The 26,401-nt window shown below is 75.4% G+C and carries 22 protein-coding genes; 17 read left to right on the top strand and 5 right to left on the bottom strand.

All coding sequences use genetic code 11. The annotated features are described in order from the left end of the window. Nucleotides 1–39 precede the first annotated feature (39 nt). Together ABD990_RS09630 and ABD990_RS09635 are read left to right on the top strand one after the other, a co-directional pair. Nucleotides 40–1,278: a CaiB/BaiF CoA transferase family protein gene (locus tag ABD990_RS09630; protein WP_345379866.1), complete on the top strand. Its 1,239-nt coding sequence runs from the start codon at nucleotides 40–42 to the stop codon at nucleotides 1,276–1,278. Nucleotides 1,279–1,291: 13 nt separating this feature from the next. Beyond that, nucleotides 1,292–2,221: a hydroxymethylglutaryl-CoA lyase gene (locus ABD990_RS09635; RefSeq protein ID WP_345379868.1), complete on the top strand. Its 930-nt coding sequence runs from the start codon at nucleotides 1,292–1,294 to the stop codon at nucleotides 2,219–2,221. Here the strand turns inward: ABD990_RS09635 and ABD990_RS09640 are convergent. Continuing rightward, on the bottom strand, nucleotides 2,211–2,714 hold the full coding sequence (locus ABD990_RS09640; protein ID WP_345379869.1) for a flavin reductase family protein: 504 nt from the start codon (nucleotides 2,712–2,714) through the stop codon (nucleotides 2,211–2,213). The two genes, ABD990_RS09635 and ABD990_RS09640, sit on opposite strands and share 11 nt — an antisense overlap. Nucleotides 2,715–2,933: 219 nt before the next feature. On the opposite strand from ABD990_RS09640, the gene ABD990_RS09645 reads away from it, so the two are divergent. The 7 genes from ABD990_RS09645 (at nucleotide 2,934) to ABD990_RS09675 (ending at nucleotide 10,260) form a co-directional block, all read left to right on the top strand. Beyond that, complete coding sequence (locus tag ABD990_RS09645; protein ID WP_345379870.1) at nucleotides 2,934–4,184, top strand: bifunctional 3,4-dihydroxy-2-butanone-4-phosphate synthase/GTP cyclohydrolase II; 1,251 nt, start codon at nucleotides 2,934–2,936, stop codon at nucleotides 4,182–4,184. A gap of 832 nt (nucleotides 4,185–5,016) precedes the next feature. After that, the gene (locus tag ABD990_RS09650; protein WP_345379872.1) at nucleotides 5,017–5,451 is read left to right on the top strand and encodes an ArsR/SmtB family transcription factor; all 435 of its coding nucleotides are present in this window, start codon (nucleotides 5,017–5,019) and stop codon (nucleotides 5,449–5,451) included. Nucleotides 5,452–5,479: 28 nt separating this feature from the next. Next, nucleotides 5,480–6,913 (top strand): substrate-binding protein, encoded by a 1,434-nt coding sequence (locus ABD990_RS09655; protein WP_345379873.1) that lies wholly within the window; start codon nucleotides 5,480–5,482, stop codon nucleotides 6,911–6,913. 90 nt (nucleotides 6,914–7,003) lie between these two features. Continuing rightward, entirely contained in the window at nucleotides 7,004–8,548 is a 1,545-nt protein-coding gene (locus ABD990_RS09660) for an amidase (RefSeq protein ID WP_345379874.1), read from the top strand. Further along, a complete protein-coding gene (gene nthB, locus ABD990_RS09665; RefSeq protein WP_345379875.1) occupies nucleotides 8,545–9,240 on the top strand; it encodes a nitrile hydratase subunit beta in 696 nt (231 codons plus the stop codon). The genes ABD990_RS09660 and nthB overlap by 4 nt, the downstream gene beginning before the upstream one ends. Before the next feature lies 1 nt (nucleotide 9,241). Further along, on the top strand, nucleotides 9,242–9,856 hold the full coding sequence (gene nthA, locus ABD990_RS09670; protein ID WP_345379876.1) for a nitrile hydratase subunit alpha: 615 nt from the start codon (nucleotides 9,242–9,244) through the stop codon (nucleotides 9,854–9,856). Further along, on the top strand, nucleotides 9,853–10,260 hold the full coding sequence (locus ABD990_RS09675; protein ID WP_345379878.1) for a nitrile hydratase accessory protein: 408 nt from the start codon (nucleotides 9,853–9,855) through the stop codon (nucleotides 10,258–10,260). Before nthA ends, ABD990_RS09675 begins: the two co-directional genes overlap by 4 nt. A gap of 58 nt (nucleotides 10,261–10,318) precedes the next feature. Here the strand turns inward: ABD990_RS09675 and ABD990_RS09680 are convergent, their stop codons facing one another. Beyond that, nucleotides 10,319–11,902 carry a phospholipase D family protein gene (locus ABD990_RS09680; RefSeq protein WP_345379879.1) on the bottom strand — a complete coding sequence of 528 codons (1,584 nt, stop codon included), beginning with the start codon at nucleotides 11,900–11,902 and terminating at the stop codon, nucleotides 10,319–10,321. Between the two features lie 105 nt (nucleotides 11,903–12,007). Between ABD990_RS09680 and ABD990_RS09685 the strand changes: the two genes are divergently transcribed. The 5 genes from ABD990_RS09685 (at nucleotide 12,008) to ABD990_RS09705 (ending at nucleotide 17,979) form a co-directional block, all read left to right on the top strand. Beyond that, nucleotides 12,008–12,601 (top strand): PadR family transcriptional regulator, encoded by a 594-nt coding sequence (locus ABD990_RS09685; protein ID WP_345379881.1) that lies wholly within the window; start codon nucleotides 12,008–12,010, stop codon nucleotides 12,599–12,601. A gap of 35 nt (nucleotides 12,602–12,636) precedes the next feature. Then, entirely contained in the window at nucleotides 12,637–13,989 is a 1,353-nt protein-coding gene (locus ABD990_RS09690) for an FAD-dependent oxidoreductase (protein ID WP_345379882.1), read from the top strand. 74 nt (nucleotides 13,990–14,063) lie between these two features. Then, nucleotides 14,064–15,848, top strand: a complete 1,785-nt coding sequence (gene pabB, locus ABD990_RS09695; RefSeq protein ID WP_345379883.1) for an aminodeoxychorismate synthase component I — start codon at nucleotides 14,064–14,066, stop codon at nucleotides 15,846–15,848. Between the two features lie 215 nt (nucleotides 15,849–16,063). Beyond that, entirely contained in the window at nucleotides 16,064–17,239 is a 1,176-nt protein-coding gene (locus ABD990_RS09700; protein ID WP_345379884.1) for an MFS transporter, read from the top strand. Further along, nucleotides 17,236–17,979, top strand: a complete 744-nt coding sequence (locus ABD990_RS09705) for a PIG-L deacetylase family protein (RefSeq protein ID WP_345379885.1) — start codon at nucleotides 17,236–17,238, stop codon at nucleotides 17,977–17,979. Before ABD990_RS09700 ends, ABD990_RS09705 begins: the two co-directional genes overlap by 4 nt. On the opposite strand, the gene ABD990_RS09710 is transcribed toward ABD990_RS09705, so the two are convergent. Beyond that, nucleotides 17,940–20,798, bottom strand: a complete 2,859-nt coding sequence (locus ABD990_RS09710; protein WP_345379887.1) for an AfsR/SARP family transcriptional regulator — start codon at nucleotides 20,796–20,798, stop codon at nucleotides 17,940–17,942. The two genes, ABD990_RS09705 and ABD990_RS09710, sit on opposite strands and share 40 nt — an antisense overlap. Nucleotides 20,799–20,948: 150 nt before the next feature. Between ABD990_RS09710 and ABD990_RS09715 the strand changes: the two genes are divergently transcribed. The 3 genes from ABD990_RS09715 to ABD990_RS09725 all read left to right on the top strand — a co-directional run bounded on the left by ABD990_RS09715 (nucleotide 20,949) and on the right by ABD990_RS09725 (nucleotide 24,607). After that, nucleotides 20,949–21,995, top strand: coding sequence for a class I SAM-dependent methyltransferase (locus ABD990_RS09715; protein ID WP_345379889.1), 1,047 nt, complete (start codon nucleotides 20,949–20,951; stop codon nucleotides 21,993–21,995). A 204-nt stretch (nucleotides 21,996–22,199) separates the two neighbouring features. Then, nucleotides 22,200–23,516: a type I glutamate--ammonia ligase gene (locus ABD990_RS09720; RefSeq protein ID WP_425569571.1), complete on the top strand. Its 1,317-nt coding sequence runs from the start codon at nucleotides 22,200–22,202 to the stop codon at nucleotides 23,514–23,516. Further along, a complete protein-coding gene (locus ABD990_RS09725; RefSeq protein ID WP_345379891.1) occupies nucleotides 23,513–24,607 on the top strand; it encodes an amidohydrolase family protein in 1,095 nt (364 codons plus the stop codon). The genes ABD990_RS09720 and ABD990_RS09725 overlap by 4 nt, the downstream gene beginning before the upstream one ends. Before the next feature lie 28 nt (nucleotides 24,608–24,635). Here the strand turns inward: ABD990_RS09725 and couO are convergent, their stop codons facing one another. Both couO and ABD990_RS09735 read right to left on the bottom strand, forming a co-directional pair. Then, the gene (gene couO, locus ABD990_RS09730) at nucleotides 24,636–25,499 is read right to left on the bottom strand and encodes a 4-hydroxyphenyl-beta-ketoacyl-CoA hydrolase (protein WP_345379893.1); all 864 of its coding nucleotides are present in this window, start codon (nucleotides 25,497–25,499) and stop codon (nucleotides 24,636–24,638) included. Between the two features lie 556 nt (nucleotides 25,500–26,055). Further along, on the bottom strand, nucleotides 26,056–26,382 hold the full coding sequence (locus tag ABD990_RS09735) for a hypothetical protein (protein ID WP_345379895.1): 327 nt from the start codon (nucleotides 26,380–26,382) through the stop codon (nucleotides 26,056–26,058). Nucleotides 26,383–26,401 lie beyond the last annotated feature (19 nt).

The raw sequence follows: 26,401 nt of genomic DNA on the forward strand, positions 1-26,401 counted from the left end.
GGATAGCCCGGCCCGCGCGCGGCTCCTACCGTCACGGGCGTGCTCGACGACGACACCACCGACAACCCGTCCGGCGCCCTGACCGGGGTCCGGGTACTGGAGCTCGGCACGCTCATCGCCGGCCCGTTCTGCGGGCGGCTGCTCGCCGACCACGGCGCGGACGTCATCAAGGTCGAGGCGCCGGACCGGCCCGACCCGCTGCGCGTGTGGGGCCAGGCCGAGCAGGACGGCCACCACTTCTTCTGGACCGTGCACGCCCGCAACAAGCGCTGCGTGACCCTCGACCTGCGCCGCGACGAGGGCCGGGAGCTCTTCCTGCGCCTGGTCGACACCGCCGACGTCGTGGTGGAGAGCTTCCGGCCCGGCACGCTGGAGCGCTGGGGCCTCGGCTACGACGTGCTGTCCGCCCGCAACCCCGGGCTGGTCCTGGCCCGGGTCTCCGGCTACGGGCAGACCGGCCCGCTGAGCCGCCGGCCCGGCTACGCGTCCGTGGCCGAGGCCGCGGGCGGCATGCGTTACCTCAACGGCTTCCCCGGCGGGCCGCCGCCGCGCGCCGCGCTCTCGATCGGCGACTCGCTGGGCGGGATGTTCGCCGTGCAGGGTGTGCTCGCCGCGCTCCTCGCCCGCGGGCGGCAGGGCCCCCACCAGGGCAAGGGCCAGGTCGTCGACGTCGCCCTGGCCGAGGCCTGCCTGGCGATGCTGGAGTCGACGATCCCGGACTTCGACGCCACGGGGCTGGTCCGCCAACCGTCCGGCACCCGGCTGGACAAGCTCGCGCCGTCCAACCTCTACCGCAGCCGGGACGGCCGCTGGCTGATCATCGCGGCCAACCAGGACACCGTCTTCGCCCGGCTGTGCACCGCGATGGGCCGCGAGGACCTGGTGCACGACCCGCGCTTCGCCACCCACGTGCCCCGCGGCGAGCACCAGGACGAGATCGACGCGATCGTGGCCGAGTGGGCCGGCCGGCATGACGCCGACGAGCTGACGCGGCTGCTGGAGGAGGCCGGCGTGGTCGTCGGGCCGGTGGACACCGTGGCCGAGGTGGTGGCGAACCCGCAGTTCCGGGCCCGCGACATGCTGGTGCCGCACTTCGACGAGGCGATCGGCAAGGAGGTCCTCGGCCCCGGGGTGATGCCGGTGCTCACCGGGACCCCGGGCGCGGTCCGCTGGGCCGGACCGCCGGAGCCCGGGACGCACAACGCCGAGGTCTACACCGGACTGCTCGGCCTCGACCCCGCCGAGCTCGACGCCCTGCACGCCGACGGCGTGATCTGAACCGGAGGTGCCCGTGCTCCCCCTGCCCCCTTCCGTGGACCTGCGCGAGGTCGGCCTGCGCGACGGCCTCCAGCTCGAGGCCCCGGTCCCCCTCGCCACCAAGCTCACCCTGCTCGACGCGATCGCCGCGACCGGCGTGCGCCGCGTCGAGGTCACCTCGTTCGTCTCCCCCGACGCGGTGCCGGCGCTGGCCGACGCCGAGCAGCTCGCCGCGGAGCTGCACCGCTGGCCCGAGCTGCGCTTCTCGGCGCTGGTCGCCGGCCGCGGGGGCGCCCGCCGTGCGGTGGCGGCCGGGATGGCCGACCTCGAGTACGTGATCTCGGCCTCCGACGGGCACAGCCTGGCCAACGCCCGCCGCACCACCGACGAGGCGGTCGGGGCCGTGGCCGACATCGCCGCGCTCACCCACGGCGCGGGCGGACGGCTGGAGGCGATCATCGCCGTGGCCTGGGACTGCCCCTTCGACGGGCGGACCCCGGTGGAGCGCACCGTCGAGGTGGCCCGGCGCGCGGTGGAGCTCGGCGCCGACGAGCTGTGCCTCGGCGACACGATCGGCACCACCGTGCCCGGCCGGGTCGTGGATCTGCTCGACGCGGTCCGTACGGCCGTGCCGGGCGTCGGGGTGGGCGTGCACTTCCACGACACCCGCGGGGCGGGCCTGGCCTGCGTGCTCGCCGCGGCGCAGAGCGGCATCACGAAGATCGACGCGTCCGTCGGCGGGCTCGGTGGCTGCCCCTTCGCTCCCGGCGCGAGCGGCAACATCGCCACCGAGGAAGTCGTCTACCTGCTCGAGGAGTCCGGGGTGGACACCGGACTCGACCTCACCGCCGCGCTCGCCGCGGCCACGGTGGCCGAGCGGGCCGTGGGCCACGGCCTGCCGAGCACCCTGCACCGCGCGGGCGGCCCGAACCGCCCGCGCGGCCGCTCGCGTGTCACGAGGTGATGCCGTAGGCCCCGCGGTGGAACAGCAGCGGGGCGCGCGACGGGTCGGCGCCCAGGTCCTGCACCCGCCCGACGACGATCGTGTGGTCGCCGCCGGGGAACTCGTCCGCGAGGGTGCAGTCGATCCAGGCCGCGGCGCCGTCGAGCCGCGGGGCGCCGGACGGGGCGGGCGTCCAGGCGACCCCGGCGTACTTGTCGGTGCCCGACCGGGCGAAGGCCGTGCTGAGCTCCTCGTGCCCCTCGGCCAGGACGTTGACGCAGAAGTGCCCCACATCGCGGATCCGGGGCCAGGTCGACGAGGTCCGGGCGGGGCTGAAGGACACCAGCGGCGGATCGAGGGACAGCGAGCTGAAGGACTGGCAGGTGAAGCCGGCCGGCCCGTCCGGGGTGATCGCGGTGACCACGACGATGCCGGAGGCGAAGTGGCCGAGCACCTCGCGCATCCGGCCGGGCGCGACGGGTGCGGGCACGTCGGTGTGCGTCGTCTCGTTCATGTCGGGCGACGGTAGGCGGCGGGCGCGGGCCGCGATATCCGCGGACGGCCGCGGGACAGCCGCAGTGTGATGTGTCCGGCGTCTCGCCCGAACGGACCGCGCTTCACGGATAGGAGCCCGCTCACAACGGATAGTCGCCGCGGCCCGCGCTCTCCTACCGTCGACGTGTGCTCGACGGTCCGCCCGTCCGGGTGGGCATCCGACCGTGAGGAACCGACGATGACGTCTCCGACTTCCGCCCTGCCCGGCACGCGCGCCGTGCAGCGGGCCGTGGCCGCACTCGCCGCCGGCCGGATGGTGATCGTGACCGACGACGCCGACCGCGAGGACGAGGGCGACCTGGTCCTGCCCGCCGCGACGGCCACGGCCGAGCAGATCGCGTTCGTGGTCCGGCACACCACCGGGATCGTCTGTGCGCCGATGCCGGCCGAGCGCGTCGACGCCCTGGGCCTGCCGCAGATGGTCACGGACAACACCGACGCCCACGGCACCGCGTTCACCGTGACCGTCGACCACCGCGACGCCGGCACCGGTGTGTCCGCCGCCGACCGCGCCCGGACCCTGCGCGCCCTCGCCGACCCGGCCACCCGGCCCGACGATCTCCGTCGGCCCGGACACGTCTTCCCGCTGCGTGCGCGCGAGGGCGGCGTCCTCGTCCGTGCCGGGCACACCGAGGCGGCCGTCGACCTGCTGCGCCTGGCCGGGCAGGAGCCGGTCGGGGTGATCGGCGAGATCGTCGACACGGACGGCTCGATGGCCCGTGGCGAGCGGTTGCACGCCTTCGCCGCCGAGCACGACCTGCCGGTCCTCGCCATCGCCGACCTCGTGCGGCACCGCCGCGCCACCGAGCAGCTCGTCGAGCACGTGGCCACCTCCGCCATGCCGACCGTGTTCGGCGAGTTCCGGGCCGTCGCCTACCGGTCCACGCTCGACGGCACCGAGCACCTCGCCCTCGTGTACGGCGACGCCGCCGCGGCGAGCCGGTCCTCCGGCGGCGCGCTGGTGCGGGTGCACAGCGAGTGCCTCACCGGCGACATCATCGGCTCGCTGCGCTGCGACTGCGGCGCCCAGCTCGAGCAGGCCCTGCGCGCCATCGCCGCCGAGGGCGCCGGGGCCGTGGTCTACCTGCGCGGGCACGAGGGCCGCGGGATCGGGCTGGCGCACAAGATCCGCGCCTACGCACTGCAGGAGAGCGGCCTGGACACCGTCGACGCCAACACCGCCCAGGGCCTGCCCGTCGACTCCCGCTCGTACGGCGTCGGCGCGCAGATCCTCGGCGACCTCGGCATCACCCGGCTGCGGCTGATCACCAACAACCCCGCCAAGTACGGCGGGCTCGACGGCTACGGCCTGGAGATCGTGGGGCGGGTCGGCCTGCCCTCCGCCCCGTCCCCGCACAACCTGCGCTACCTGCGCACCAAGCAGGAGCGCATGGGGCACGTCCTCACCCTGGACGGCGAGGCGGGCTGAGAAGGTCGCGGTTCGGCTCCACGGAGCGTGAGCCCGCCACGACGCACCGCATTCCGGATCGGTTCTCCCGATTCTCGGGCGCCTTTCCGTGCGAACCCTTGTCGCATCAAGAGCACGGCGCTACCGTCCTTCCCGCCACCGGTGGCGACGGGGAGAATCACGGTCGACGGGAGGCGTAATGATTCGAAGGGTCCTCGCTGCGGCATTGATCGCCGCAGGTCTCACGGTCGGCGGGGCAGGGGTCGCATTCGCAGATCCTGATTTCGGTGCGGGCAACAGTTCGGCGGGCCCGAACGACGCCAACGCCAAGTGCCACCCGCCCGGCCAGACTGCGGGCGACGCACGCTGCAAGTGATCGCTGCAGGTAAGCACCGGGCGGATCTGCCTGCGGCAGATCGACGGTGAGGTCGGGTGCGCCCGAGCGGGCGTACCCGTGGACGGGGTCTCGCGTGGATCGTCGGCGGACGTCCACGCGAGAGCCCCGGTTCCTGCCGCCCCGCTGCTTCGTATCGGCGCACCATCCCCGTTCATTCCCTCCGGAATGACGCGCGCACGTGCACCGGAATGAGCACTCACCATCGTGCGCACGATCCATCGTGCGTCCACGACCATTCTTCGTCCCGGACGAGCCGAATTCACCGATGCCTCGGCCGGCGCGCCCGGACAATCGTTCGGTCGTCCCCGATCGGACATTCGACGCGTACCACCCGAGAAATCCGAGTTCCTCGAATTCGATTTCGTCCGGCCCGAGGCGCCGAACGCGTGCGGCAGGACGGCCTGCGGGTGACGCAGCTCGCCGCGGCGGCGATCACCGCTCGGCTATCGTGGGCTCATGTCATCGGAAAGTGACACGTCGGGGCGCGCGGCACGCCGGGACCTGGCGTTCGACGCCCTCGCGGACCCGGTGCGGCGGGAGATCCTCGCCGTGCTGGCGGAGGAGGACGAGTGCAGCGCCGGCGCCCTGGCCGAGCGCATCACCAGCGTGGGGCGGACCGCGGTGTCGACGCACCTGCGCGTGCTGCGGGTGGCCGGGCTGGTCACCGAGCGCCGCGCCGGCCGGTACCGGTACTACTCGGTCGACCCGACCGGCTCCGCCACCGAGGTCCTCACCCTGCTGCAGGGCCTGTTCCTGCAGTCCCTTCACGGCGTGCGCGCGGCCGTGGAGAATCGGCCGCCGGAGACCGGCGGGACCGGCACCGGCACGACCGGCACGCCTGCGACCGACACGGGCAGGAGCGACAGGCACGGGGCCGCGGAGGCGGGATGAGCAGGTACCGGGTGAGGGCGCGGTAGCGGTGGGGACCGTCGCGGTCTCGGCCGAGGAGTTCGCCGCCGTCCCGCCCGAGGTGGTGTTCGACCGCTTCGGCCGGGGCACCGGGGCGGGCTGGCTGTTCGATGCCGCCTGCGACCGCATCGCCGTCGGGGCCGTCGTCACGCTGCGGGTCCCGCTCGGCGGGGCCGGACCGGTCGACGTCCTCGGTCGGATCAGCGCGCTGCGCCGCCCGACCTCGCTCACCGTGAGCCACGACCAGCCCTGGCGCGGGCGGATCCGCCTCCGCCTCACCCCCGCCCCCGGCGGCACCCGCATCCGGCTGCACGCCGAGATCGACGAGCGCGGGCTCGAGTGGCTCATGCGCCGGCAGGGCCTGCCGGTGCCGCCCGGCACCGCGGCGGGGCCGCGGGTCGGCCTGCTGACCAGCAAGTCCGGCCCCGGCAGCCTCTTCGCCGCGGCGACCGAGAACGTGGCGACGCTCGCCCTCGAGGAGATCAACGGGGACGGAGGGGTCGCCGGCGGCCCCGTCGAGCTGCTGGTGGCGGACGACGCCACCGACCCCGCGACCGGGGCGCTCGAGGCGCTGCGGCTCGTCCGTTCCGGCTGCTCGACGCTGTTCCTGATGACCACCTCGGCCACCTACGACGCCGTGTCGGCCGCGCTCGCCGACGCCGGGGTGCTGGTCGTGCAGTCGCACATGAACGAGGGCGGCGGGGAGAGCCGGCTGCGGATACGGCTCGGCGAGCGGCCCGCCGGGCAGCTGGCCGCCGCGGCCGCCCCGCTGATGCGGGCGGCCGGCGGGCGCCGCTGGTTCCTGGCCGGCAACGACTACGTCTGGCCCCGCGAGGTCAACGCGGCCGCGCGGGTGATCCTCCCCGCCGTGGGCGCCCGGCTCGTCGGGGAGCGGTACGCCCCGCTGGGGACCGAGGACTTCACGCCGATCGTCGAGGCGATCGCCGCGTCCGGGGCCGACGTCGTGCTCAACAGCTTCGTCGGGGCGGACGCCGCGGCATTCGAGCGGCAGTGCCACGCGATGGGACTGCGGGACCGGACGCTCAGCCTCGGCCCGGCGATGGACGAGGTGACCCTGGAGCGGGTCGGCGCGCGGGCCGCCCGGGGCATCCACGGGGTGTCCGGCTACTTCCAGCAGCTCGACACGGACGGCAACGGCACGCTCCTGCAGCGCTACCGCGCGACGTTCGGCCCGTGGGCGCCACCGCTGTCCACGCTGACCGAGTCCGTGTTCGAGGCCCTGCACATGTGGGCGGCAGCCGCGCGCCGGGCGCGCACGACCGATCCCGGCCGGGTCGCCGACGAGATGCGCGTGGGGCGCTACGAGTTCCCCCGCGGCACGGTCACCCTCGACGGCAGCGACCACGTGCAGCAGCGGCTCTACCTGGCCGAGGCCCGCGGGGCGGGCTTCACCCCGCTGTCACCGGCCGACGTCGCCGGGTGAACATCGCGTCAACGCGTCAAGGAGCGTTGACACGACGCGACGACTGTCCCTAGCGTCCTCGCTCGGATCCACCCGACCCGAGGAGTGCACGTGGCGATCCCTCCCCCCGACGCCGCCCGGCTGGCGGTTCTGAACGAGCACCACGCGTTCGGCCTGTCCGAGGCCGAGCTGGCCGAGTACGCGCCGGCGGTGGCGGCCACGCTGGCCGCGTCCGAGCGCGTCGAGGAGCTCTACGCCGCGACCGCCCCGGCCGCACCGGACCGGGCCTGGTCCGAGCCGGCCGACAACCCGCTCGGCGCCTGGTACGTCACCACCTCGATCCCCGGCGCCGCCGAGGGGCCGCTCGCCGGGAAGACGGTGGCGATCAAGGACAACATCTGTGTCGCCGGGGTGCCGATGATGAACGGCTCGCGCACCGTGGAGGGCTTCGTGCCCACCCGCGACGCCGCGGTCGTCACCCGGCTGCTGGAGGCCGGCGCGACCGTCGCCGGCAAGGCGGTCTGCGAGGACCTGTGCTTCTCCGGAGCCAGCTTCACCTCCCACCCGGGCCCGGTGCGCAACCCCTGGGACCCCTCCCGCAACGCCGGCGGTTCCTCGTCGGGCAGCGCGGCGCTCGTGGTCACCGGCGCGGTGGACCTCGCGGTCGGTGGGGACCAGGGCGGCTCGGTGCGCATCCCGGCCTCGTTCTCCGGCGGGGTCGGGCACAAGCCCACCCACGGCCTGGTGCCCTACACCGGCGCCTTCCCGATCGAGCAGACCATCGACCACCTCGGCCCGATGACCCGCACCGTCGCCGACGCCGCCGCGATGCTCACCGTGCTGGCCGGGATCGACGGGCTCGACCCCCGCCAGCCCACCACCCTCGACGCCGTCGACTACACCGCCGCGCTCGCCGAGTCCGCCCGGGGGCTGCGGATCGGGGTGGTCGGGCAGGGCTTCGGCACCCCGGTCAGCGACCCGGGCGTCGACGAGGCCGTGCGCGCCGCCGTCGAGACCCTGCGCGGCGCCGGGCTGACCGCCGAGGACGTGTCGATCCCCTGGCACACCGACGCGATGGCGGTGTGGAACGTGATCGCCACCGAGGGTGCGGCGTTCCAGATGCTCGACGGCAACGGCTACGGCATGAACTCCCAGGGCCTCTACGACCCGGAGCTGATCGCGCACTACGCCGCCGGCCGGGTCACCCACGGCGCGCACCTGTCCAAGACGGTCAAGCTCGTCGGGCTCTCCGGCCGCTACACCTTCGAGCTGGCCGGGGGGAAGTACTACGCGATGGCCCGCAACCTCGCCCTCGAGCTGCGCACGGCCTACGACGACGCGCTGTCGGCCTACGACGTGCTGGTCATGCCGACCCTGCCCTACATCGCCCGCGAGCTGCTGCCGCACGACGCACCGCTGGAGACCTACCTGCCCACGGCGCTGTCGATGATCGGCAACACCGCCCCGTTCGACGTCACCGGCCACCCGGCGATCTCCGTGCCCGCCGGGCTGGTCGACGGGCTCCCGGCGGGTCTGATGATCGTCGGGAAGCGGTTCGACGACGCCACCGTGCTGCGCGTCGCCCACACCTACGAGCAGGCGGTCGGCGGCTTCCCCGCCCCGCCCGCCCTGACCACGACGGGAGGCCGGGCGTGAACGGCGTCTTCGATCTCGGCGGCACGGACGGTCTGGGCCCGGTCCGCACCGACCCCGACGAGCCCGTGTTCCGGGCCGAGTGGGAGAAGGCCGCGTTCGCGATGTTCGCGACCTGCTTCCGCGCGGGCTTCTTCACCGTCGACCAGTTCCGGCACGGCATCGAGAAGATGGACCCGGCCGAGTACCTGCTGTCGAACTACTACGAGCACTGGACCCACACCGTCGAGCACTACGCGGAGCAGGCGGGGGCGATCGACCCGGCCGAGCTCGAGAAGCGCACCCGGTACTACCTGGAGAACCCGGACGCGCCGCTCCCCGAGCGCCGCGACCCGGAGCTGCTGGCCTTCGTCGACGGCGCGATCAAGGCGGGCGCCCCGGCCGCCCGCGAGTCCGACAAGGTCGCGAGGTTCGCCGTCGGTGACACGGTCCGGATCGCGACCGACAGCCCGGAGGGCCACACCCGCCGGGCCCGGTACATCCGCGGCCGCACCGGCGTGATCACCGGTGCGCACGGCACGTTCATCTACCCCGACACCGCCGGCAACGGGCTCGGTGAGTGCCCCGAGCACGTCTACACCGTGAAGTTCACCGCGACCGAGCTCTGGGGCGAGGGCACCGGCGACCCGAACGCCGTCGTCTACTTCGACGTCTGGGAGCCCTACCTCTCCCCCGCCTCCCCCGAAGGAGCCTGACATGGCCGAACCGACGGACACCCCGCTGCGCTCCCAGGAGGAGATCGCCGCACGGGTCAAGGCCCTCGAGGCGCTGCTGATCGAGAAGGGGGTGATGACCACCGAGGCCGTGGACCGCATGGCCGAGGTCTACGAGAACGAGGTCGGGCCGCAGCTCGGTGCCCAGGTGGTCGCGCGGGCCTGGACCGACCCGGAGTTCAGGGCGCGCCTGCTGGAGAACGCCACCGCCGCCTGCGCCGAGATGGGCATCGGCGGGCTGCAGGGCGAGGACATGATCGTCGTGGAGAACACCGACACGGTGCACAACGCGATCGTCTGCACCCTCTGCTCCTGCTACCCGTGGCCGGTCCTCGGCCTGCCGCCGAACTGGTACAAGGCGCCGGCCTACCGGGCGCGGATCGTGCGGGAGCCGCGGAAGGTCCTCGCCGAGGACTTCGGCTTCCCGATCCCCGACGACGTCGAGATCCGGATCTGGGACTCCAGCGCCGAGCTGCGCTACTGGGTCCTGCCGCAGCGCCCGCCCGGCACCGAGGACCTCGGCGCCTTCGAGCTCGCGGCCCTGGTGACCCGGGACTCGATGATCGGCGTCGGCCCGGTGAAGGCGGTGGGCGCGTGAGGCCCGACGCCACGGAGCTCGGGGACGCCCGCCGGCGGGTGGAGCAGCTGGTCTGCGGCATGCCCGGCGGCGACGCCGACTCGCGCTCCTTCGAGGAGCCCTGGGAGCTGCGCGCCTTCGCGATGGCGGTCGCGGCGTACCACGAGGGCCACTACGAGTGGAGCGAGTTCCAGCTCTCGCTGATCGAGTCCATCCGCCGCTGGGAGGAGGGCACGGGCGGCGAGCCGTGGAGCTACTACGCGCACTGGCTGGAGGCGTTGGAGACCGTCCTCGCCGCCAGCGGGGCGCTCTCGGACTCGCTCGCCCTCGACGAGCGGACGCGCGCGGTGCTGGCCACGCCCCGCACCGCGAACCACCACCACGCGCACCGGGAGCCCGTCGCGGTCTCCCCCGCGCGGCGCTAGAGAGCGCCGCAGAGCCGCGCCCGGTCCGTCGCCCCCCTTCGCGGTGGACCGGGCGCCCTCACCAGCGGTGCCGGAGCCGGTCGCGCCAGGGACGGCCGTCGGGGTCGTAGAGCAGGCGGTAGGCGGGCACGGCCCAGAGCTTCGTGGGGAGCGCCAGCCGCTCCGGCTCGTGGTGGCGCAGCTGCCCGGGCGGGCGCGGGCCCCGGCGGCCGTCGCGGTGCCACTCGTCGAGCGCCGTCGCGGCCTTCTCGACGGCCCGTACGGCGGACTCGGGGTCGACGAGGTCGGCGTCGTCGCCCTCGGCCCGGTCCAGGTGCTCACGCAGCAGCCGCAGGCGCAGCGCGCGGGCGAAGGTCCGCGCGCCGTCGCCGAGGCCGCCCGGGTCGGCGGGCTCGCGCTCGTCCCGGGCCTCGTCGAGCACGGCGGCGGTGAGCTCGCTGTCGTGGCTCCACGAGCGGCGGTTGAGGTTGGCGCTGCCCACCGCGGCCCAGACGTCGTCGAGCACGGCGACCTTCGCGTGCACGTAGACCGGCGTGCCCGCCTCGTTCTCCAGGTCGAACACGTGCACCCGGTCCGCGGCGGCCCGGCGGCACACCTGCAGCGCCTGGAGCCGGCCGACCTGGTTGGGCGGCAGCGCGAGCCGGCCGTCGACGTCCGGGTGCCGCGGCACCACCACCACCAGGTGCAGGTCCGGGCTGCGCCGCAACGCCGACGCGAGCAGCCGCGCGATGTGCGGCGACCACATGTACTGGTCCTGGAGGAACACCAGCCGGCGGGCCCGGCGCAGCGCCTTCGCGTACCCGCGCGCGACCGAGCGCTCGCCCTTCGGGGCGAAGGGGTAGCCGGGCCGGATCGACGGGTAGGTGCGCAGCACCTGGACCGCGGCCGTGCCCGCCGGCGCGGGATCGGCCGGCCGCTCCGGCAGCGGGTCGGCGTGCAGGTCGGCGTGGGTGAGCGTGTCGCGGACCCGGGCGAGCGGGCTGTGCGTGTCGAGCGAGTGCGGGTCCTCCCACCGCTCGCGGAACACCCGGTCGAGCAGCCCGACGGCGGGGCCCCGCACCTGGAGCTGGACGTCGTGCCAGGGCGGGGTGTCGCCGTAGGCGGGGTTGATCGGCAGGGCCTGCCGGTCACCGGCGTGGTCGGCGTCGTCCCCGCGGGAGTGGCACAGGTCGATCCCGCCGACGAACGCGACGTCGCGCGCGGGATCCTCGGGCCGGCGCAGCACCACGAGCTTCTGGTGGTGCGACCCGGCCCGCCGCACGCGCTGGTCGAGCAACACCTCCCCGCCGGCCTCGCGCACCTCGTCCCCCAGCTGCCGGTTCTCCTGCTCGCTGTAGGCCAGCTCGTCGGAGTGGGAGCGCCACATCAGCCCCTTGACGACGACGCCGCGGCGCGCGGCCTCGGCGAACAGCTCACCCACCGTGGGGCCGTCCCCGCGGAGGCGCTCGTCCGCGTCGCCCCGCCAGTCGGTGAAGAAGAGGTGGTCGCCGGGCCGCAGCGCGTCCACCTCCTCGGCCAGCCGCGGGAAGTACTCCGCCCCGTCGACGAGCGGCAGGACCTCGTTGCCGGCGCACCACGCGGGCAGCCGGCAGGCGGGGTTGCCGCGCTCGGCGTCCGTCAGGAACCAGTCCTCGTGCCGCATCCGCCACCTCCACGTCGGACTGTGGCGTCCCGGAACGGATCCGACAACTCGGGCCGGCCCGTCGGAACCTTGCTTAGTGTGTGTGACACTAGTACCGTCGACACTATGACCCAGCGGTCCGGCCTCGCGCTCGCCGTGCTCGCCCTCGCGGCGGAGCGGCCGATGCACCCGTACCGGATGCAGCAGCTGATCCGGGAGCGTGGCAAGGACCAGGTGGTCAACGTCGGGCAGCGGTCGCAGCTGTACAAGACGATCGACCGGCTGGTGCGGGACGGCCTGCTGGTCGAGCAGGCGACCGAGCGGGAGCAGGCCCGGCCGGAACGGACCGTCTACGCCGCGACCGAGGCCGGGGTGCGCACGGCCGTGGAGTGGACGGTCGAGATGCTCGCGGCCCCACGCCGCGACTTCCCGGAGTTCACCGCGGCGCTCGCCTACCTGCCGTTGATCACGCCGGAGGTGGCGCTCGAGGCGCTGGAGACCCGGCTCGCGGGCCGCCGGGCCGAGCTCGAGCGGCTGCGGGCCGACCTGGCCGGGGCGGGCCACCTGCCCCGGCTGGTGCTGATCGAGGGCGAGTACGCCGTCGCACTCCTCGAGACGGACGTCCGCTGGATCACCTCCCTGGTCGACGACCTGCGCCGCGGGGCGCTGACCTGGGACCGGGAGGAGCTGCTCGAGCTGGCGGAGCGGTTCGAGACCTGACCGACCACACCTGATCGACGTCTCCGGGGGGAGCCATGTCGACAACGTTGAAGACCATCGTCATCGGGGCGGGCACCGGGGGGATGTGCCTGGCCCACGGCCTGCGGCAGGCGGGCCTGGAGGTCGCCGTCTACGAGCGGGACCGCACCCGCACGGGCGGCCTCAACGGGTACCGGGTGGGCATCTCGCCCAACGGCGCCCGGGCGCTCAAGGCCTGCCTGCCGCCCGGCCTGTTCGACACGTTCGTCGCCACCACGGGCCTCCCGTACACGTACCTGACGATGTACACGGAGCGGTTCCGCGAGCTGGTCGGCATGCGGTTCGACGACCTGCCGCAGAGCGGGGACCGGCCCGAGGACCGCGACCACAACGTCAGCCGCATGACCCTCCGCCAGGTGCTGTTCACCGGCATGGAGGACGTGATCACCTTCGACAAGACCTTCACGCACCACGAGCAGCACGCCGACGGCACCGTGACGGCGCACTTCGCCGACGGCGACTCGGCCACCGGGGACCTGCTGGTCGGCGCCGACGGCGCGAACTCGCGGGTGCGGAAGCAGTACCTGCCGCACGCCCGGCACGTCGAGACCGGGCTGGTGGCGATCGGCGGCAAGGTCGCGCTCACCGGCGGCAACTCCGGCCTGCTGCCCGAGCGGGCGATGGACGGGATGTCGATGCTGTTCGACCGGCGCGGGCAGTTCGGGATCGTCCACGCGATGCGACTCCCCTGGCGGGACGGCGCCCCGCGCGAGGGCATCGGCGCCGGCGACGCCGCCCTCATCGAGGCCTGGCCGGGCCTGCTCTACGACAACACCACGGACTACCTGTCCTGGGGCCTGTCGACCTCGCGCAGCCTGGCCCCCGCGGACGTCCTCGACCGGCGCGGCGCGGACCTGCACGAGGTGACCCTCTCCCTCACCGAGGACTGGGACCCGCGGTGGCGCGAGCTGGTCGCCACCTCGGACCCCACGGCCGCGCTCGCACTGAGCATCCGCACGTCGGAGCCGGTGCCGGCGTGGCGGCCGAGCAGCGTGACCCTGATCGGGGACGCGATCCACACCATGACCCCCGGCCGCGGCGCCGGCGCCAACACCGCGCTGCGGGACGCCCGGGAGTTGCGGGACCGGCTCGTCCGCGTCCGCGACGGCGAGCTCACCCGGGACGAGGCCGTGGGCGGGTACGAGGAGCTGATGCTCCGCTACTCCGCGCTGGCGGTGCAGGAGTCCCTGGAGTTCATGAACGACGACGGCACGGCCCGCCGCCCGGTCGTCGGCCCGCTGAGCGTGCTGGCCCAGCGGACCGCGCTGCGGGTGGTCAACCACCTGCCGCCGGCCAAGCGGCGGATGGCCCGGAGCTTCCAGAAGGTGCGGGACTCCGAGCTGGTGTGACGGGGGTCGGTGCGGGAAGGCGGTCGACCGGGCATCATGCGGTGCCGCCCTGTCCCGTCCCGAGGAGCCGAGCCATGCCCGGACCCGCCTGGGCCCGCGTCGACGACCTCGTCGCGGGTACCGCCCGGCTCTTCCCCCGGGCGGAGGCCGAGCTGGTCGCGTGGCGACCGGAGGAGGTCGCGGGCGTGCTCGACGAGGTCGAGCGGCGCAGCGGAGCGGGGTGGTGGGCGTTCGGGATGGTCGCCTACGAGGCCGCGACCGGGCTCGACCCCACGCTGGCGACCCGCGAGCCCGTCGACGGGCTGCCGCTGGTGTGGTTCGGCCTCACCCGCACCGCGGAGTCGGTGCCGGTCGTGGCGCACGGCGAGCGGGCGCCGTACGCGGTCGGCCCCTGGGAGCCGGAGTGGGACGCCGCGCAGCACCGGGCGGCCGTGGAGGCGGTGCGCGCCCGGATCGCCGCCGGCGAGACCTACCAGTGCAACCTCACCACCCGGCTCACCGCGCCGGTGTCCGGCGACCTGACGCAGCTCTACCGGGACCTCGCGCTCGGTCAGTGCGGCGCCCACCACGCGTTCCTCGACACCGGCCGGTTCGTCGTCGCCTCCGCCAGCCCGGAGCTGTTCTTCGAGGTCCGCGGCGACCGGATCCTCATGCGTCCCATGAAGGGCACCGCGCCGCGCGGCCGCACGACCGCGGAGGACGCCGAGGCGGTGGCCAGGCTGCGCGGCAGCGCGAAGGAGCGCGCCGAGAACGTCATGATCGTCGACCTGGTGCGCAACGACCTCGCGCGCCTCGCCCGCCTCGGCACCGTGACCGTGCCGCGGCTGCTCGGCGTCGAGCGCTACCCGACCGTGCACCAGCTGACCTCGGACGTCACCGCCCGGCTCCGCGACGGCGTCGGCCTCACCGGGATCTTCCGCGCGTTGTTCCCGTGCGGCTCGGTCACCGGCGCTCCCAAGGCGCGCACGATGCAGCTGATCCGCCAGATCGAGACGGGCCCGCGCGGCGTCTACTGTGGGGCGATCGGGGTGGTGGCCCCCGCCGGTCACCCGGTCCGCGCGCGCTTCTCGGTGGCGATCCGGACCGTCGTCGTCGACCGGGCGCGGGGCACGGCGAGCTACGGCACCGGCGGCGGCGTCACGTGGAGCTCGGAGCCGGCCGCCGAGTACGCCGAACTGCGGGCCAAGGCACGGGTGCTCGACGCCCGGCCGGAGGACTTCCACCTGATCGAGACGATGCGTCACGAGGCCGGGCGCGGGCTGCGGTCGCTCGACGCCCACCTGGCCCGCGTCGCCGACTCCGCGGCCTACTTCGGCTTCCGGTTCGACGGGCCCGGCGTCCGCGCCGCCCTGGCCGAGCACCTCGCCGGCAGCGGGGACGCCCGCGTCCGGCTGCGCTGCTACCGCGACGGCTCCCTCGGGATCGACGTCGAGCCCCTCCCCCCACCCGCCGACCGGCCGGTGCGCCTGGTCGTCGACCCCGAGCCGGTCGACTCGACCCTCTGCTGGCCGCACCACAAGACCAGCCGTCGCGAGCCCTACTCGGCGCGCCTGGCGCGCCACCCCGGCGCCGACGACGTCCTGCTCGTCAACGAGCGCGGCGAGGTCACCGAGTCCTGCACGGCCAGCCTCGCCGCCCGCATCGACGGCACGTGGTGGACGCCGCCGCTCGGCAGCGGCTGCCTGCCCGGGGTCGAGCGCGGCCTGCTGGTCGCCGCGGGCCGGCTGCGGGAACGGGCCCTGCGCCCGGGCGACCTGCTCCGCGCCGAGGAGCTCGCCCTGGTCAGCTCCCTGCGCGGGTGGCGGCAGGCGACGCTGACGAGCGAACCGGTGCCGACCGGGAAGATCATCAGGAGCTGAGGGCTCCGCGGACCGGCCCGGCGAACCCCGAGCTCCTGGTGATCATGGTTCCGTCGAAGTTCGCAGGTCGACAGGTGTCGTGAGTGTCGAGGGGCGCTCGAGGACCCCGGGTCGGCGCCAGCGGGCTGACAGCGGTGTGGCGGGCGGTGACAGCGCGCTGCAAGGCCTTCACCCCACCCTCCTTCCCACGGGATCCGACGGAGGGAGGGAACGGGATGTCCACCCGGGTGATGGAGGAGAGACGGGCGGGCGGCGCGGCCGTGCTCCCGCCGGCGCCGGTCGCCGTGCTGGGACTGGGCTCCTTCGCGATCGGGACGGACATGTTCGTCCTCGCCGGGCTGCTCACCCGGACGGCCGCCGACCTCGCGGTCGCGCCCGCGGACGCGGGTCTGGCGCTCGCCGTCTACGCCGGCACCTACGCGATCGGCGCACCCGTGCTCGGCACGCTGCTCGGCGGGCGGCGGCTCCGGCCGCTGCTGCTCGGCTCGATCGCGGCCGTCGGCGTCGCCGCGGTGGCGACGGCGCTGGCACCGAACCTCGCCGTGCTGCTGGCCGCCCGGGCGCTCGCCGCGCTCGCGGCGTGCGTCCACGTCCCGGCGGCAGCGGCGGCGGCGCTGGCGGCGGTCTCCCCCGAGAAGCGGGGACGGGCCGCGTCGGTGGTGCCGGCCGGGTCGTCGTTGGCGATGGTCGTGGGCGCACCGCTCGGTGTGGTCCTCGCCGGCGTCACCTCCTGGCGCGCCGCGTTCGCCCTGGTCGCGGTGCTCGCCGCGGGCGCCGCGGTCGGCCTGTGGCGCGCCGGCGCCGGTGCCGCGGACCTGGCCCGCACGACGGCCCGCGAGCGGCTGAGACCCCTGCGGTCGCCGGCACTCGTCGGCACGCTGGGCGTGTCCGCGCTGCTCATGGCCGGGTCCCAGTCGGTCTACGCCCACGTGGACCTGCTGCTGCAGGGGTGGGCAGGCGTGGTCCTCGCGGTCATGGGGGTCGGCGGGCTGCTCGGGACGTGGTGCGGCGGGATCGCCTCCGACCGCTGGGGCGGGCGCCGCGTCGTCGCGGTCGCCGCGGTCGCGCTGGCCACGGCGCTCGTCGCCGTCACCGCCGACCTGGGCGGTGCGGGCCTCGTCGTCGCGGCCGCCGGGTGGGGTGCGGCCGCGTGGGCCTGCATCCCCGCCCAGCAGCACCGGCTGGCCGCGCTCGCCGCGGGTCCGGCCCCGGTCGTGCTCGCCCTCAACGGCACGGCCGTCCATCTCGGCTTCGCCGCCGGCGCCCTGCTCGGCGGCCTCGCGCTCGGTGCCCCCGGCGGGGGCGCGGGCGCGGTCCGGCTCGTCGTCGCGGCCTGCTGCGGCGCCGGCCTGCTCCTGCACCTGGTGCTCCTCCGAAGGGAACGATCATGATCACGACGTCCGACCGCGTGGCCGAGCTGGGCACGATCCTGGGGATCTGGGCCCATCCCGACGACGAGGCCTACTTGTCCGGCGGCCTCATGGCACTGGCGCGCGACAACGGCCAGCGGGTGGTGTGCGTGACCGCCACCCGCGGGGAGCGCGGGACGGCGGACCCCGAACGGTGGCCGCCGGACCGGCTCGCCGAGGAACGCGCCGACGAACTGGCCCACTGCCTGGGGATCCTCGGCGTGCGCGAGCACCGGTTCCTCAACTACGGCGACGGCGAGTGCGCCGCGGCCGACGAGATCGTCGCGATCGCCCGGCTCGCCGAGATCGTCGCCGAGGTCCGCCCGGACACCGTGCTGACCTTCGGCCCCGACGGGATCACCGGGCACTCCGACCACCGGGCCGTGTCGGCGTGGGCGGGCGCCGCCGTCGAGCTGGGCGCGCCGCAGCACACCCGGCTGCTGCATGCCGCCGTGCCCGAGCGGCACGCCAGGGAGTGGGCCGGGCTCGACGCCGAGCTGGGCGTGTACGAGCCGGGCTACCCGCAGGTCGTCACGCAGGACCGGCTGAGCATCGATCTCGCGTTGCCGGCCGCGGTCGCCGCGCGCAAGGTCCGGGCGCTCGCCGCCCAGACCACCCAGACCGCGGGCCTGATCGAGGCCCTCGGCCGGGAGCGCTACACGGCCTGGGTGAGCGAGGAGAGCTACCTCGAGGCCGTGCGCTCGCCGCTCGTCCCCGGCTGAACCGCCCGCACGACGGCCGCCCGGGCCAGCCGGAGGACCTCCGCCCGGTCGGGCACCGGCCCGTCCGGCGACCGGACGGGCCGCACGCCCGCCACGGCGGGCGCGTCCGGGGCCCGGTCGGCGGCCGCGTCGATCAGGTCGGCGGTCCGGTCGTCGTCGAGGGTGCGCAGCAGGTCCGCGAGGTTGCGCAGGGTCGTCCAGAGGTGGGTCCAGTTGCCGGTGCGGGCGAAGCCGTCGATCACCTGGGTGTAGCCGCGCAGGGCGTCGTGCACCCGGCCCGCCCGCGCGAGCACGGCCAGCAGCCCGACGCTGGCCACGCCGGCCAGGAACGTGGCGCCCGCACCGCGGGCCAGCCGCAACGCCGTGCGGTAGTGGGCCTCCGCCGCGGCGAGGTCACCGGCCAGTCCCTCGATCTCCCCGGCGACGTACGCCGCCCACGACCGCATGGACGGCGACACGGCGGCCGCCGTGCCCCGCTCGTTCAGCCCGCGGGCCCGGTCGAGGTCGCCCCCGTAGGCCAGGGCGAGGGCGGCGATCCCGAGGCACTCCCGGTGCTCGCCGGCGAGGTCGGCACCGACCAGCGACTGCTCCACCGTCACCTCGAACTCGCCGTGGGCGAGGGCGACGACGGCCAGGACCATCCGGCAGTACCAGGCGTCGGCCGACGCGGGGTCGCGGTCCAGTCCCGCGCGGGCGAGCCGCTCCGCCGCCACCGCGTCGCCCTGGTGGTAGGCGGACTCCGCGGCGGCGCCGAGCACCGCGATCGCGCCGGGCCGCGCGGCGAGGGCGGGATCGGCCGCGAGCTCCTCGGCCCAGCCCCGCAGCTCCACGAGGTCGCGGTAGGCGATCGCCTCGTACAGCGCGATCACCATCGACGCGGCGGCGTCGAGGTCCCCGCGCCGCCGGGCCAGCCGCCACGCCACCCGCAGGTTCGCGATCTCGCGGCGCAGGGTCGCGTCCGCCTCGGCCTCGTCCGCGGCGGCGAGTCCCACCCGGATCCGCTCGGTGAGTCCGAGGGCCCACCGCACCAGGAGCGCCTCGGCGGCCTCCTGCTCCCCCGCGGCGGCGAGCCGGTCCGTCCCGAAGGCGCGCAGCGTCTCCAGCATCCGGTAGCGGGTGCCCCCGGTGAAGTCGGCGTCGAGCAGCGAGGCGTCCACGAGATGGGCCAGCACCCCGCCGGGGTCGCCGTCGAGGCCGAGTTCCGCGGCGAGCTGCTCGGCGGTGTCGAGGTCCGCGCCGTCGGCGAGGAGGGAGAGATGGCGGAACAGCCGCTGCTCGTCGTCCGTGAGCAGCTGGTACGACCACTCGACGGTCGCGCGCAGGGTGCGGTGCCGGGCGTCGCCGGTCCGCGCGCCGCCGAGCAGGTCGAGCGCGCGGTCCAGCCGGGCGTGCAGGTCGGCCAGCGAGAGGCCGGACAACCGGCCCGCGGCGAGCTCGATCGCCAACGGCAGCCCGTCGAGCCGGCGCACGATGTCCGCGACGAGCCGCAGCTCGTCCGGACCCGGCGGCGGGCCGGGCCGTGCCCGGCGGGCCCGCTCGAGGAACACCGCGACGGATGCCGCCGCGGCCGGCTCGCCGCCGGGCTCCGGGAGCGGCAGCGGCGCCAGCCGGTAGGTGTACTCCGCGGCGAGGCCGAGCGGTTCCCTGCTGGTGGCCAGCACGCAGAGCCGCGGGCAGGCCGCGAGGAGGGCCTCGACGAGGTCGCGCGCGCCGGCCAGGAGGTGCTCGCAGTTGTCGACGACGAGCAGGCCGGGCCGGTCCCCGAGGAGGGCCAGGCAGGCGGCCAGGACGTCGCCGCGGGACACCTCGAGGTCCAGGGCGGCCGCGAGCGCGTGCGGGAGGGTGGCGGGATCGGTCACCGGCGCCAGCAGCACCACCGGCGCCCCGTCGCGCGCGGCGACCTCCAGCGCCACCCGGGTCTTGCCCACCCCGCCCGGACCCACCACCGTGACCAGCCGCTCCTGGCCGAGCAGCCGGTGCAGGGCCGCGACCTGCGCCTCGCGGCCGATGAGCCGCGTCGCCGGCGTCGGACGCGCGGACGACGCGGGACCAGGAGCGTGCCCGGCGGCCCCGCCGGCCACGGCCCGCTCCACCTCACCGAGCGTGGGCGAGGGGTCGAGCCCGGTCTCGTCGGCGAGCATCCGCCGGAACTCCCGGCCCACCCGCAGCGCCTCGGCGGGCCGGCCGCTCGCCGCGAGGGCGCGCATGAGCAGCACCGCACCCGGCTCCCGCAGCGGATCGGCCGTGTGCGCGGCCGCCGCCAGCCCGACGACGCCGTCGGCCTCGCCCGCCTCGACCGCCCGCGCGACCAGGGCGTCCGTCACCTCCTGGCGCAGCCGCTCCTGGTCCTCGACGGCCACGGCGATCGCCGGCACCTCGGTGAGATCCGCGAGGACCGGGCCGCGCCAGAGCGCGTGCGCCTGCCGCAGCGACGCCAGGGCGGTCGCAGGATCGGCGGCGGCCCGCGCCCGCGCCAGCAGCGCCCGGGCCTGGGCGAGGTCGAGCTCGTCCGCCGCCAGCTCGAGCCGGTACCCGTCCTGCAGGTTCCGCAGCCGGTCCGCCCCGGGACCCAGCAGGGTGCGCAGCCGCGAGACGTGGGTGTGCAGGGCCTGCCGCCCGGAGTCCGGCACGCCGCCGGGCCACAGCGCGTCGAGCAGCCGGTCGACGGGCACGGTCCGGCCCCCGGCCAGCGCGAGCAGCGCCAGCGCGGCCCGGCGCTTGGGCCCCGGGACCTCGACCGCCACCCCGTCGACGAGCAGGCGCAGCGGCCCGAGCACCTCGACGCGCACCGCGCCGTCCGCGCCGTCCGTCCCGCCCATCCGCCACCTCCCCGGCGACAGCATGCCGGGCACACCGCCCGGGCGGGAGGCCTGTCAGCGCCGGGACAGCCGGAGCCAGGGCCGTGCAAGCCGGCAGGCCGACCGTGGTTCCCGACCGGCACCGGGCCGGGGGCACGGAAGGAGCAGGGGATGGATCAGGACACGGTGAACGAGTTCCTCGGCCGCTTCGTCACCGACATCGGTGCGACGGGTGCGGCGGGGTCGGTGGTGGTCGGGAACCGCCTCGGCCTCTACACCTCCCTCGCGCAGGGCCCGGCGACCCCGGCGGCGCTCGCCGAGCGGACCGGCTGCGCCGAGCGCCCGCTGACCGAGTGGCTGCGCGGGCAGGCCGCGGGCGGCTACGTCACCTACGACACCGCGACCGGCGAGTACTCCCTGACCGAGGAGCAGGCCTTCTGCCTCGTCGACCCGGACGGGCCGAACGTGTCCGAGGCCTACCGGCTGGTGCTGGGCTATCTGCGGGCCGAGGAGCAGATCGCGGAGAGCTTCCGCACCGGGGCCGGGCTGCCCTGGCACGCGCACCACGAGGACGTGTTCACCGGCTGCGCGGCCTTCTACAAGTCCGGCTACGTCGTCGACCTGGTACCCACCTGGATCCCGGCGCTCGAGGGCGTGCAGGCCAAGCTCGAGGCCGGGGCGCGCGTCGCGGACGTCGGGTGCGGGCTGGGCGAGTCCTCGTTCCTGATGGCGCGGGCCTTCCCGAACAGCACGTTCGTCGGCTCGGACTACCACGCGGCCTCCATCGACGAGGCGCGCAAGCGGGCTGCCGAGGCGGGCGTCGGCGACCGGGTGAGCTTCGAGGTCGCCTCGGCCCAGGGGTTCAGCGGCACCGGATACGACCTGATCGCGATGTTCGACTGCCTGCACGACATGGGCGATCCCGTCGGGGCCGCCCGGCAGGTCCGCCAGGCCCTGGCGCCGGACGGCACGTGGATGGTGGTCGAGCCGGCGGCGGGCGACACGGTCGCGGACAACCTCCACCCGGTCGGCAGGCTCTACTACAGCGGTTCGACCTTCCTCTGCGTGCCCACCGCGCTCTCGCAGCCCGGCGGCTACGCCCTCGGCGCGCAGGCGGGCGAGTTCCCGATCCGGCAGATCGCGGCCGAGGCGGGGTTCACCCGGTTCCGCAAGGCCACCCAGTCGGCGTTCAACGCGGTCTACGAGATCCGGCCCTGAGATCCGGCGCTCTTCCTGCCCGGCGGTACGACGGGGCCGCGGCCGGACCTCCCGTCCGCCGCCCCGGAGCTGGCACGATCGTCGACCGTGGACACCACCGGGCCTGACACCGCACGATCGGACACCGCAGGGCCGGACGCGGTTCGGCTGGACACGGCGCTGCGCGAGGAGCGGGCGGCGCGGGCCCGCAGCCTCGTGGAGCGGATGGCGGGCGAACGGATCGCGGCGGTGGCGGTGACCTTCGTCGACACCGCCGGCGTCACCCGCGTGAAGGGGGTGCCGCTGGGCGCGTTCGAGCACGCGGCGGCGTGGGGCGTCGGCGCCACCCCGGTGTTCGACGCCTTCGGCGCCGACGACTCGATCGCCGCGACGGCCGTGGCGAACCCGACCGGGGACCTGCGGCTCCTCCCCGACCTGGACCGGCTCGTCGCCCTCGCCGCCCAGCCCGGGTGGGCGTGGGCGCCGGCGGACCGGTGGACCCAGGAGGGCGCGCCGCACCCCGGCTGCGCGCGGTTGCTCGCGGCCCGCACGGTGGATCGCCTGGCCGCCGCCGGGCTCACGGCGCGAGCCGCCTTCGAGGTCGAGTGGGTCGTCTACCGGGGCACGGACGGCGAGCCGGAGCCGGCGGCGCCCGGCCCGGCCTACGGGATGACGCGGCTGGTCGAGCTGTCGGACTTCGCCGTCGACCTGCTGCGGGCGCTCGCGGCCGAGGGCGTCGACGTCCGGCAGTTCCATCCCGAGTACACGCCCAGCCAGTTCGAGCTGTCGGTCGCGCCGGAGGCGCCGGTCGACGCCGCCGACACCGCCGTCCTGGTGCGCACCACGATCCGCGGAGTGGCGGCCCGGCACGGCCTCGCGGTCTCCTTCGCGCCCAGCGTCGCGGACCCGGGCGTCGGCAACGGCGGCCACCTGCACCTCTCGCTCTCCCGCGACGGCCGCAACGTCTTCTCCGGCGGCCCGGGCCGCTTCGGGCTCACCCCCGAGGCCGAGGCGTTCACCGCCGGGATCCTGCGCCGGCTGCCCGCGCTGCTCGCCGTCGGCGCCCCGAGCGTCGCCAGCTACCTGCGGCTGCTGCCCTCGCACTGGGCCGGGGCGTACGCCTGCTGGGGCCGCGAGAACCGGGAGGCCGCCCTCCGGCTCGTCACCGGGTCGCAGGGCGAGGAGACCACGGCGGCGAACGTCGAGGTCAAGTGCGTGGACCAGGCCGCCAACCCGTACCTGCTGGTCGCGGCGGTGCTCGCCGCCGGGCTCGCCGGCCTGGAGGAGGGCGGCCCGCTGCCGGAGCCGGTGCACGCGGACCCGGCCGGCCTGTCCGACGACGAGCGGGCCCGGCTCGGGGCGCAACGCCTGCCCACCGACCTCGCCACGGCCGCCGCGGCCTTCGCGGCCGAGCCGGCGCTGACCGCGGCCTTCGGACCCGCACTCACCGAGACACTGCTGGCCGTGCGCCGGGCCGAAGCCGAGGCCCACGGCGGGAGGACCCCCGCGGAGATCATCGCCGCGACCCGGTGGCGGTGGTGACCGGGTCCGACGACCTGCGGCTGGTCGACCACCACTGCCACAGCGTGGTGGGCCACGAGCTCGACGCCGCCGGCTTCGGCGCGCTGCTCACCGAGGCCCCCGCCCCCGCCGGCGACCCCTGGGACTCGATGCTCGGGCTGGCGGTGCGCCGCGAGTGCGCCCCGGTCCTGGACCTCCCGCGGCACGTCCCGGCCGCCGACTACCTGGCCCGCCGGGGCGAGCTGGGCGTGGCCGAGGCGACGCGCCGGCTCCTCGCCGCCTGCGGGACGGACGCCCTGCTGGTCGACCACGGCCTGCGGGCGGGCGACCTGCTCGGGCTCGACGCGCTGGCCGAGGCCGCGGGCGCCCCCGTCGCCGAGGTCGTCCGGCTGGAGGCCGTGGCGGAGGACGTGGCCGCGTGGGGTGTCGCTCCCGGCGACTACGCGGACGCCCTGGTCGAGGAGCTCGACCGGCGCACCCGGGCCGCGGTCGCCTGCAAGTCGATCCTCGCCTACCGCTACGGCTTCGACGTCCCGCCGCACCCTCCCGCGCCGGCCGAGGTCGCCGCGGCCGCGCGCCACTGGCTGCACGACGGCGGGCGGCTCCGCCACCCGGTGCTGCTGCGGCACGCGCTGTGGTGCGGCGTCGACCGCGGCCTGCCGCTGCAGCTGCACACCGGCTTCGGCGACCCGGACGAGGACCTGCACCGCGCGAACCCCGTGTTGCTCACGGCCTTCTGCCGGGCGACCGCGGGCACCGGGACCCCGGTCGTGCTCCTGCACTGCTACCCGTACCACCGGGAGGCGGCGTGGCTGGCCCAGGTGTTCCCGCACGTCTGGTTCGACGTCGGGCTGGCCTCCACCTACGTCGGGCACCGGGCGGCCGAGGTGCTCGCCGAGGCCCTGGAGCTCGCCCCGTTCGGCAAGCTCCTCTACTCCTCCGACGCGTTCGGCCTGCCCGAGCTGTACCTGGTCGCCGCACGCGCCTTCCGCCGCGCGGCCGACCGGGTGCTGGGCGGGTGGCACGCCGAGGGCGAGGCCGGCGGGGACGACGTCCGGCGGATCGCCGCCATGATCGCCGGCGGCAACGCCCGCAGGCTCTACGGCCTGTAGCTGCCTGCCGAGGCATGGCCTGTAGTGGTCAGCCGAGGCCGAGGACCCGCACGGCGTTGTCCTTGAGGATCAGCGGCCGGACGTCGTCCTTGATCTCCAGGTCCGCGAAGTCGGCGAGCCAGCGGTCCGGGGTGATGACCGGGAAGTCCGACCCGAACAGCACCTTCTTCCGCAGCATCGTGTTCGCCGCCCGCACCAGCTGCGGCGGGAAGTACTTCGGCCGCCACCCGGACAGGTCGATGAACACGTTGGCCTTGTGGGTGGCGATCGAGATCGCCTCGTCCTGCCACGGCACGGACGGGTGCGCCATCACGATCGTGAGGTCGGGGAAGTCCGCGGCGACGTCGTCGAGCAGCATCGGGGCGGAGTACCGCAGCTTGATCCCGTGCCCGCCCGGCAGGCCCGCGCCGATCCCGGTCTGCCCGGTGTGGAACAGCGCCGGCACCCCGGCCTCGGCGATCGCCTCGTACAGCGGGTAGTACCGCGGGTCGTTGGGCTCGAAGGCCTGCAGCGACGGGTGGAACTTGAAGCCCTTCGCGCCCTTCCCGACCAGCGCGCGGATCCGGGCCACAGCGGCCTTCCCCGCGTGCGGGTCGACCGAGCCGAACGGGATCAGCACGTCCGGGAACTCGGCCGCGGCGTCGAGGATCTCCTCGCTCGACAGCGCCGGATGCCCGGTGCCGGAGGCCGCGTCGACCGTGAACACCACGGCCGCCATGTCCCGCTCGCGGTAGTGCTCGGCGATCGCCGCGACGGTCGGGGTGCGGTCCTGGTCGGCGCGGAAGTACTGCGCCGAGGCGTCCATCAGCTCCTGGTCCAGCGAGAAGCAGCCGTGGCCGTCCTGCTCGACGTGGGTGTGCACGTCGATCGCGACGAGCCGGTCGATGTTCACGGGTCCTCCGGTGTTCCGCGGCGGTGCGTCAGGGGCACAGTATCAAGGTTCCTGAGATCAGGACCAGACCGCGCGCCGGGCCGTCGGTCGAGCCGCCGGACGTCCACGGCCCGCACGGGCGGGTGGCGGTCGCGACGAGCTCACCGCTGCAGATCGTCGGACGATCGTCGGACCGGCGCGTCGGAGCTCGGACTCGCTCGATGATCGTCGTCCGGGACCGATCCGCGCCGCAGACGGCCGGCAGCAGCCCCGGACGGCGATCACCGGCTGGGCGTTGTGCACCCCTGGGCCGGCCTCACGCCGTGATGGCGACGTTCGCTCAGCGCCGCATCCGTCCCGCTCACACCTCGGCCGGCCACTGTGATCATCAGGAGCTCAGGGTTGCACGAGACGGTCCGCAGGACCCTGAGCTCCTTCTCGGCGAACCCGGACGTGCCCCGGCGCCTGAAACTGCCGACTCGCGGGTCCGGAACTGCCGACTCGCGCTCGACCTGCCGGAAGGAGGGTCGCGCGGTCTTCCCGCTGCTGGCCGGGCACCCGCCGCGCTGATCCGTGCTCAGGTCCCGGAGCGGACCGGCGCGTCCACGACCGGGTCGTACCGGGTGGAGGCCGCGCCCCCGGAGGTCCACCGCGCCAGGGGGACGTGCCCCTCCTCGGCCGCGGCCCGGGCGAGGTCGTCCGTCGCCACCCGCAGGGCCGCGTTCACCACTGCGGCGCGCGCCCGCACCTCCAGCGAGCCGGGCGGCAGGTCGAACCGCTCGGCGAGCGCCGCGGCGATGGTCGCCTCGGCGCGCTCGTGCAGCGGCCATATACGGCGCTCATCCGTGCCGGAGGGTGATCGCGGGCGCGCCGGTCGGCTCGCTCCCAGGGACTCCCGGCTCATGACCGCCGTGTGTGACCGT

This window comes from Pseudonocardia yuanmonensis (assembly GCF_039542425.1).
Classification (GTDB): Bacteria; Actinomycetota; Actinomycetes; order Mycobacteriales; family Pseudonocardiaceae; genus Pseudonocardia; species Pseudonocardia yuanmonensis.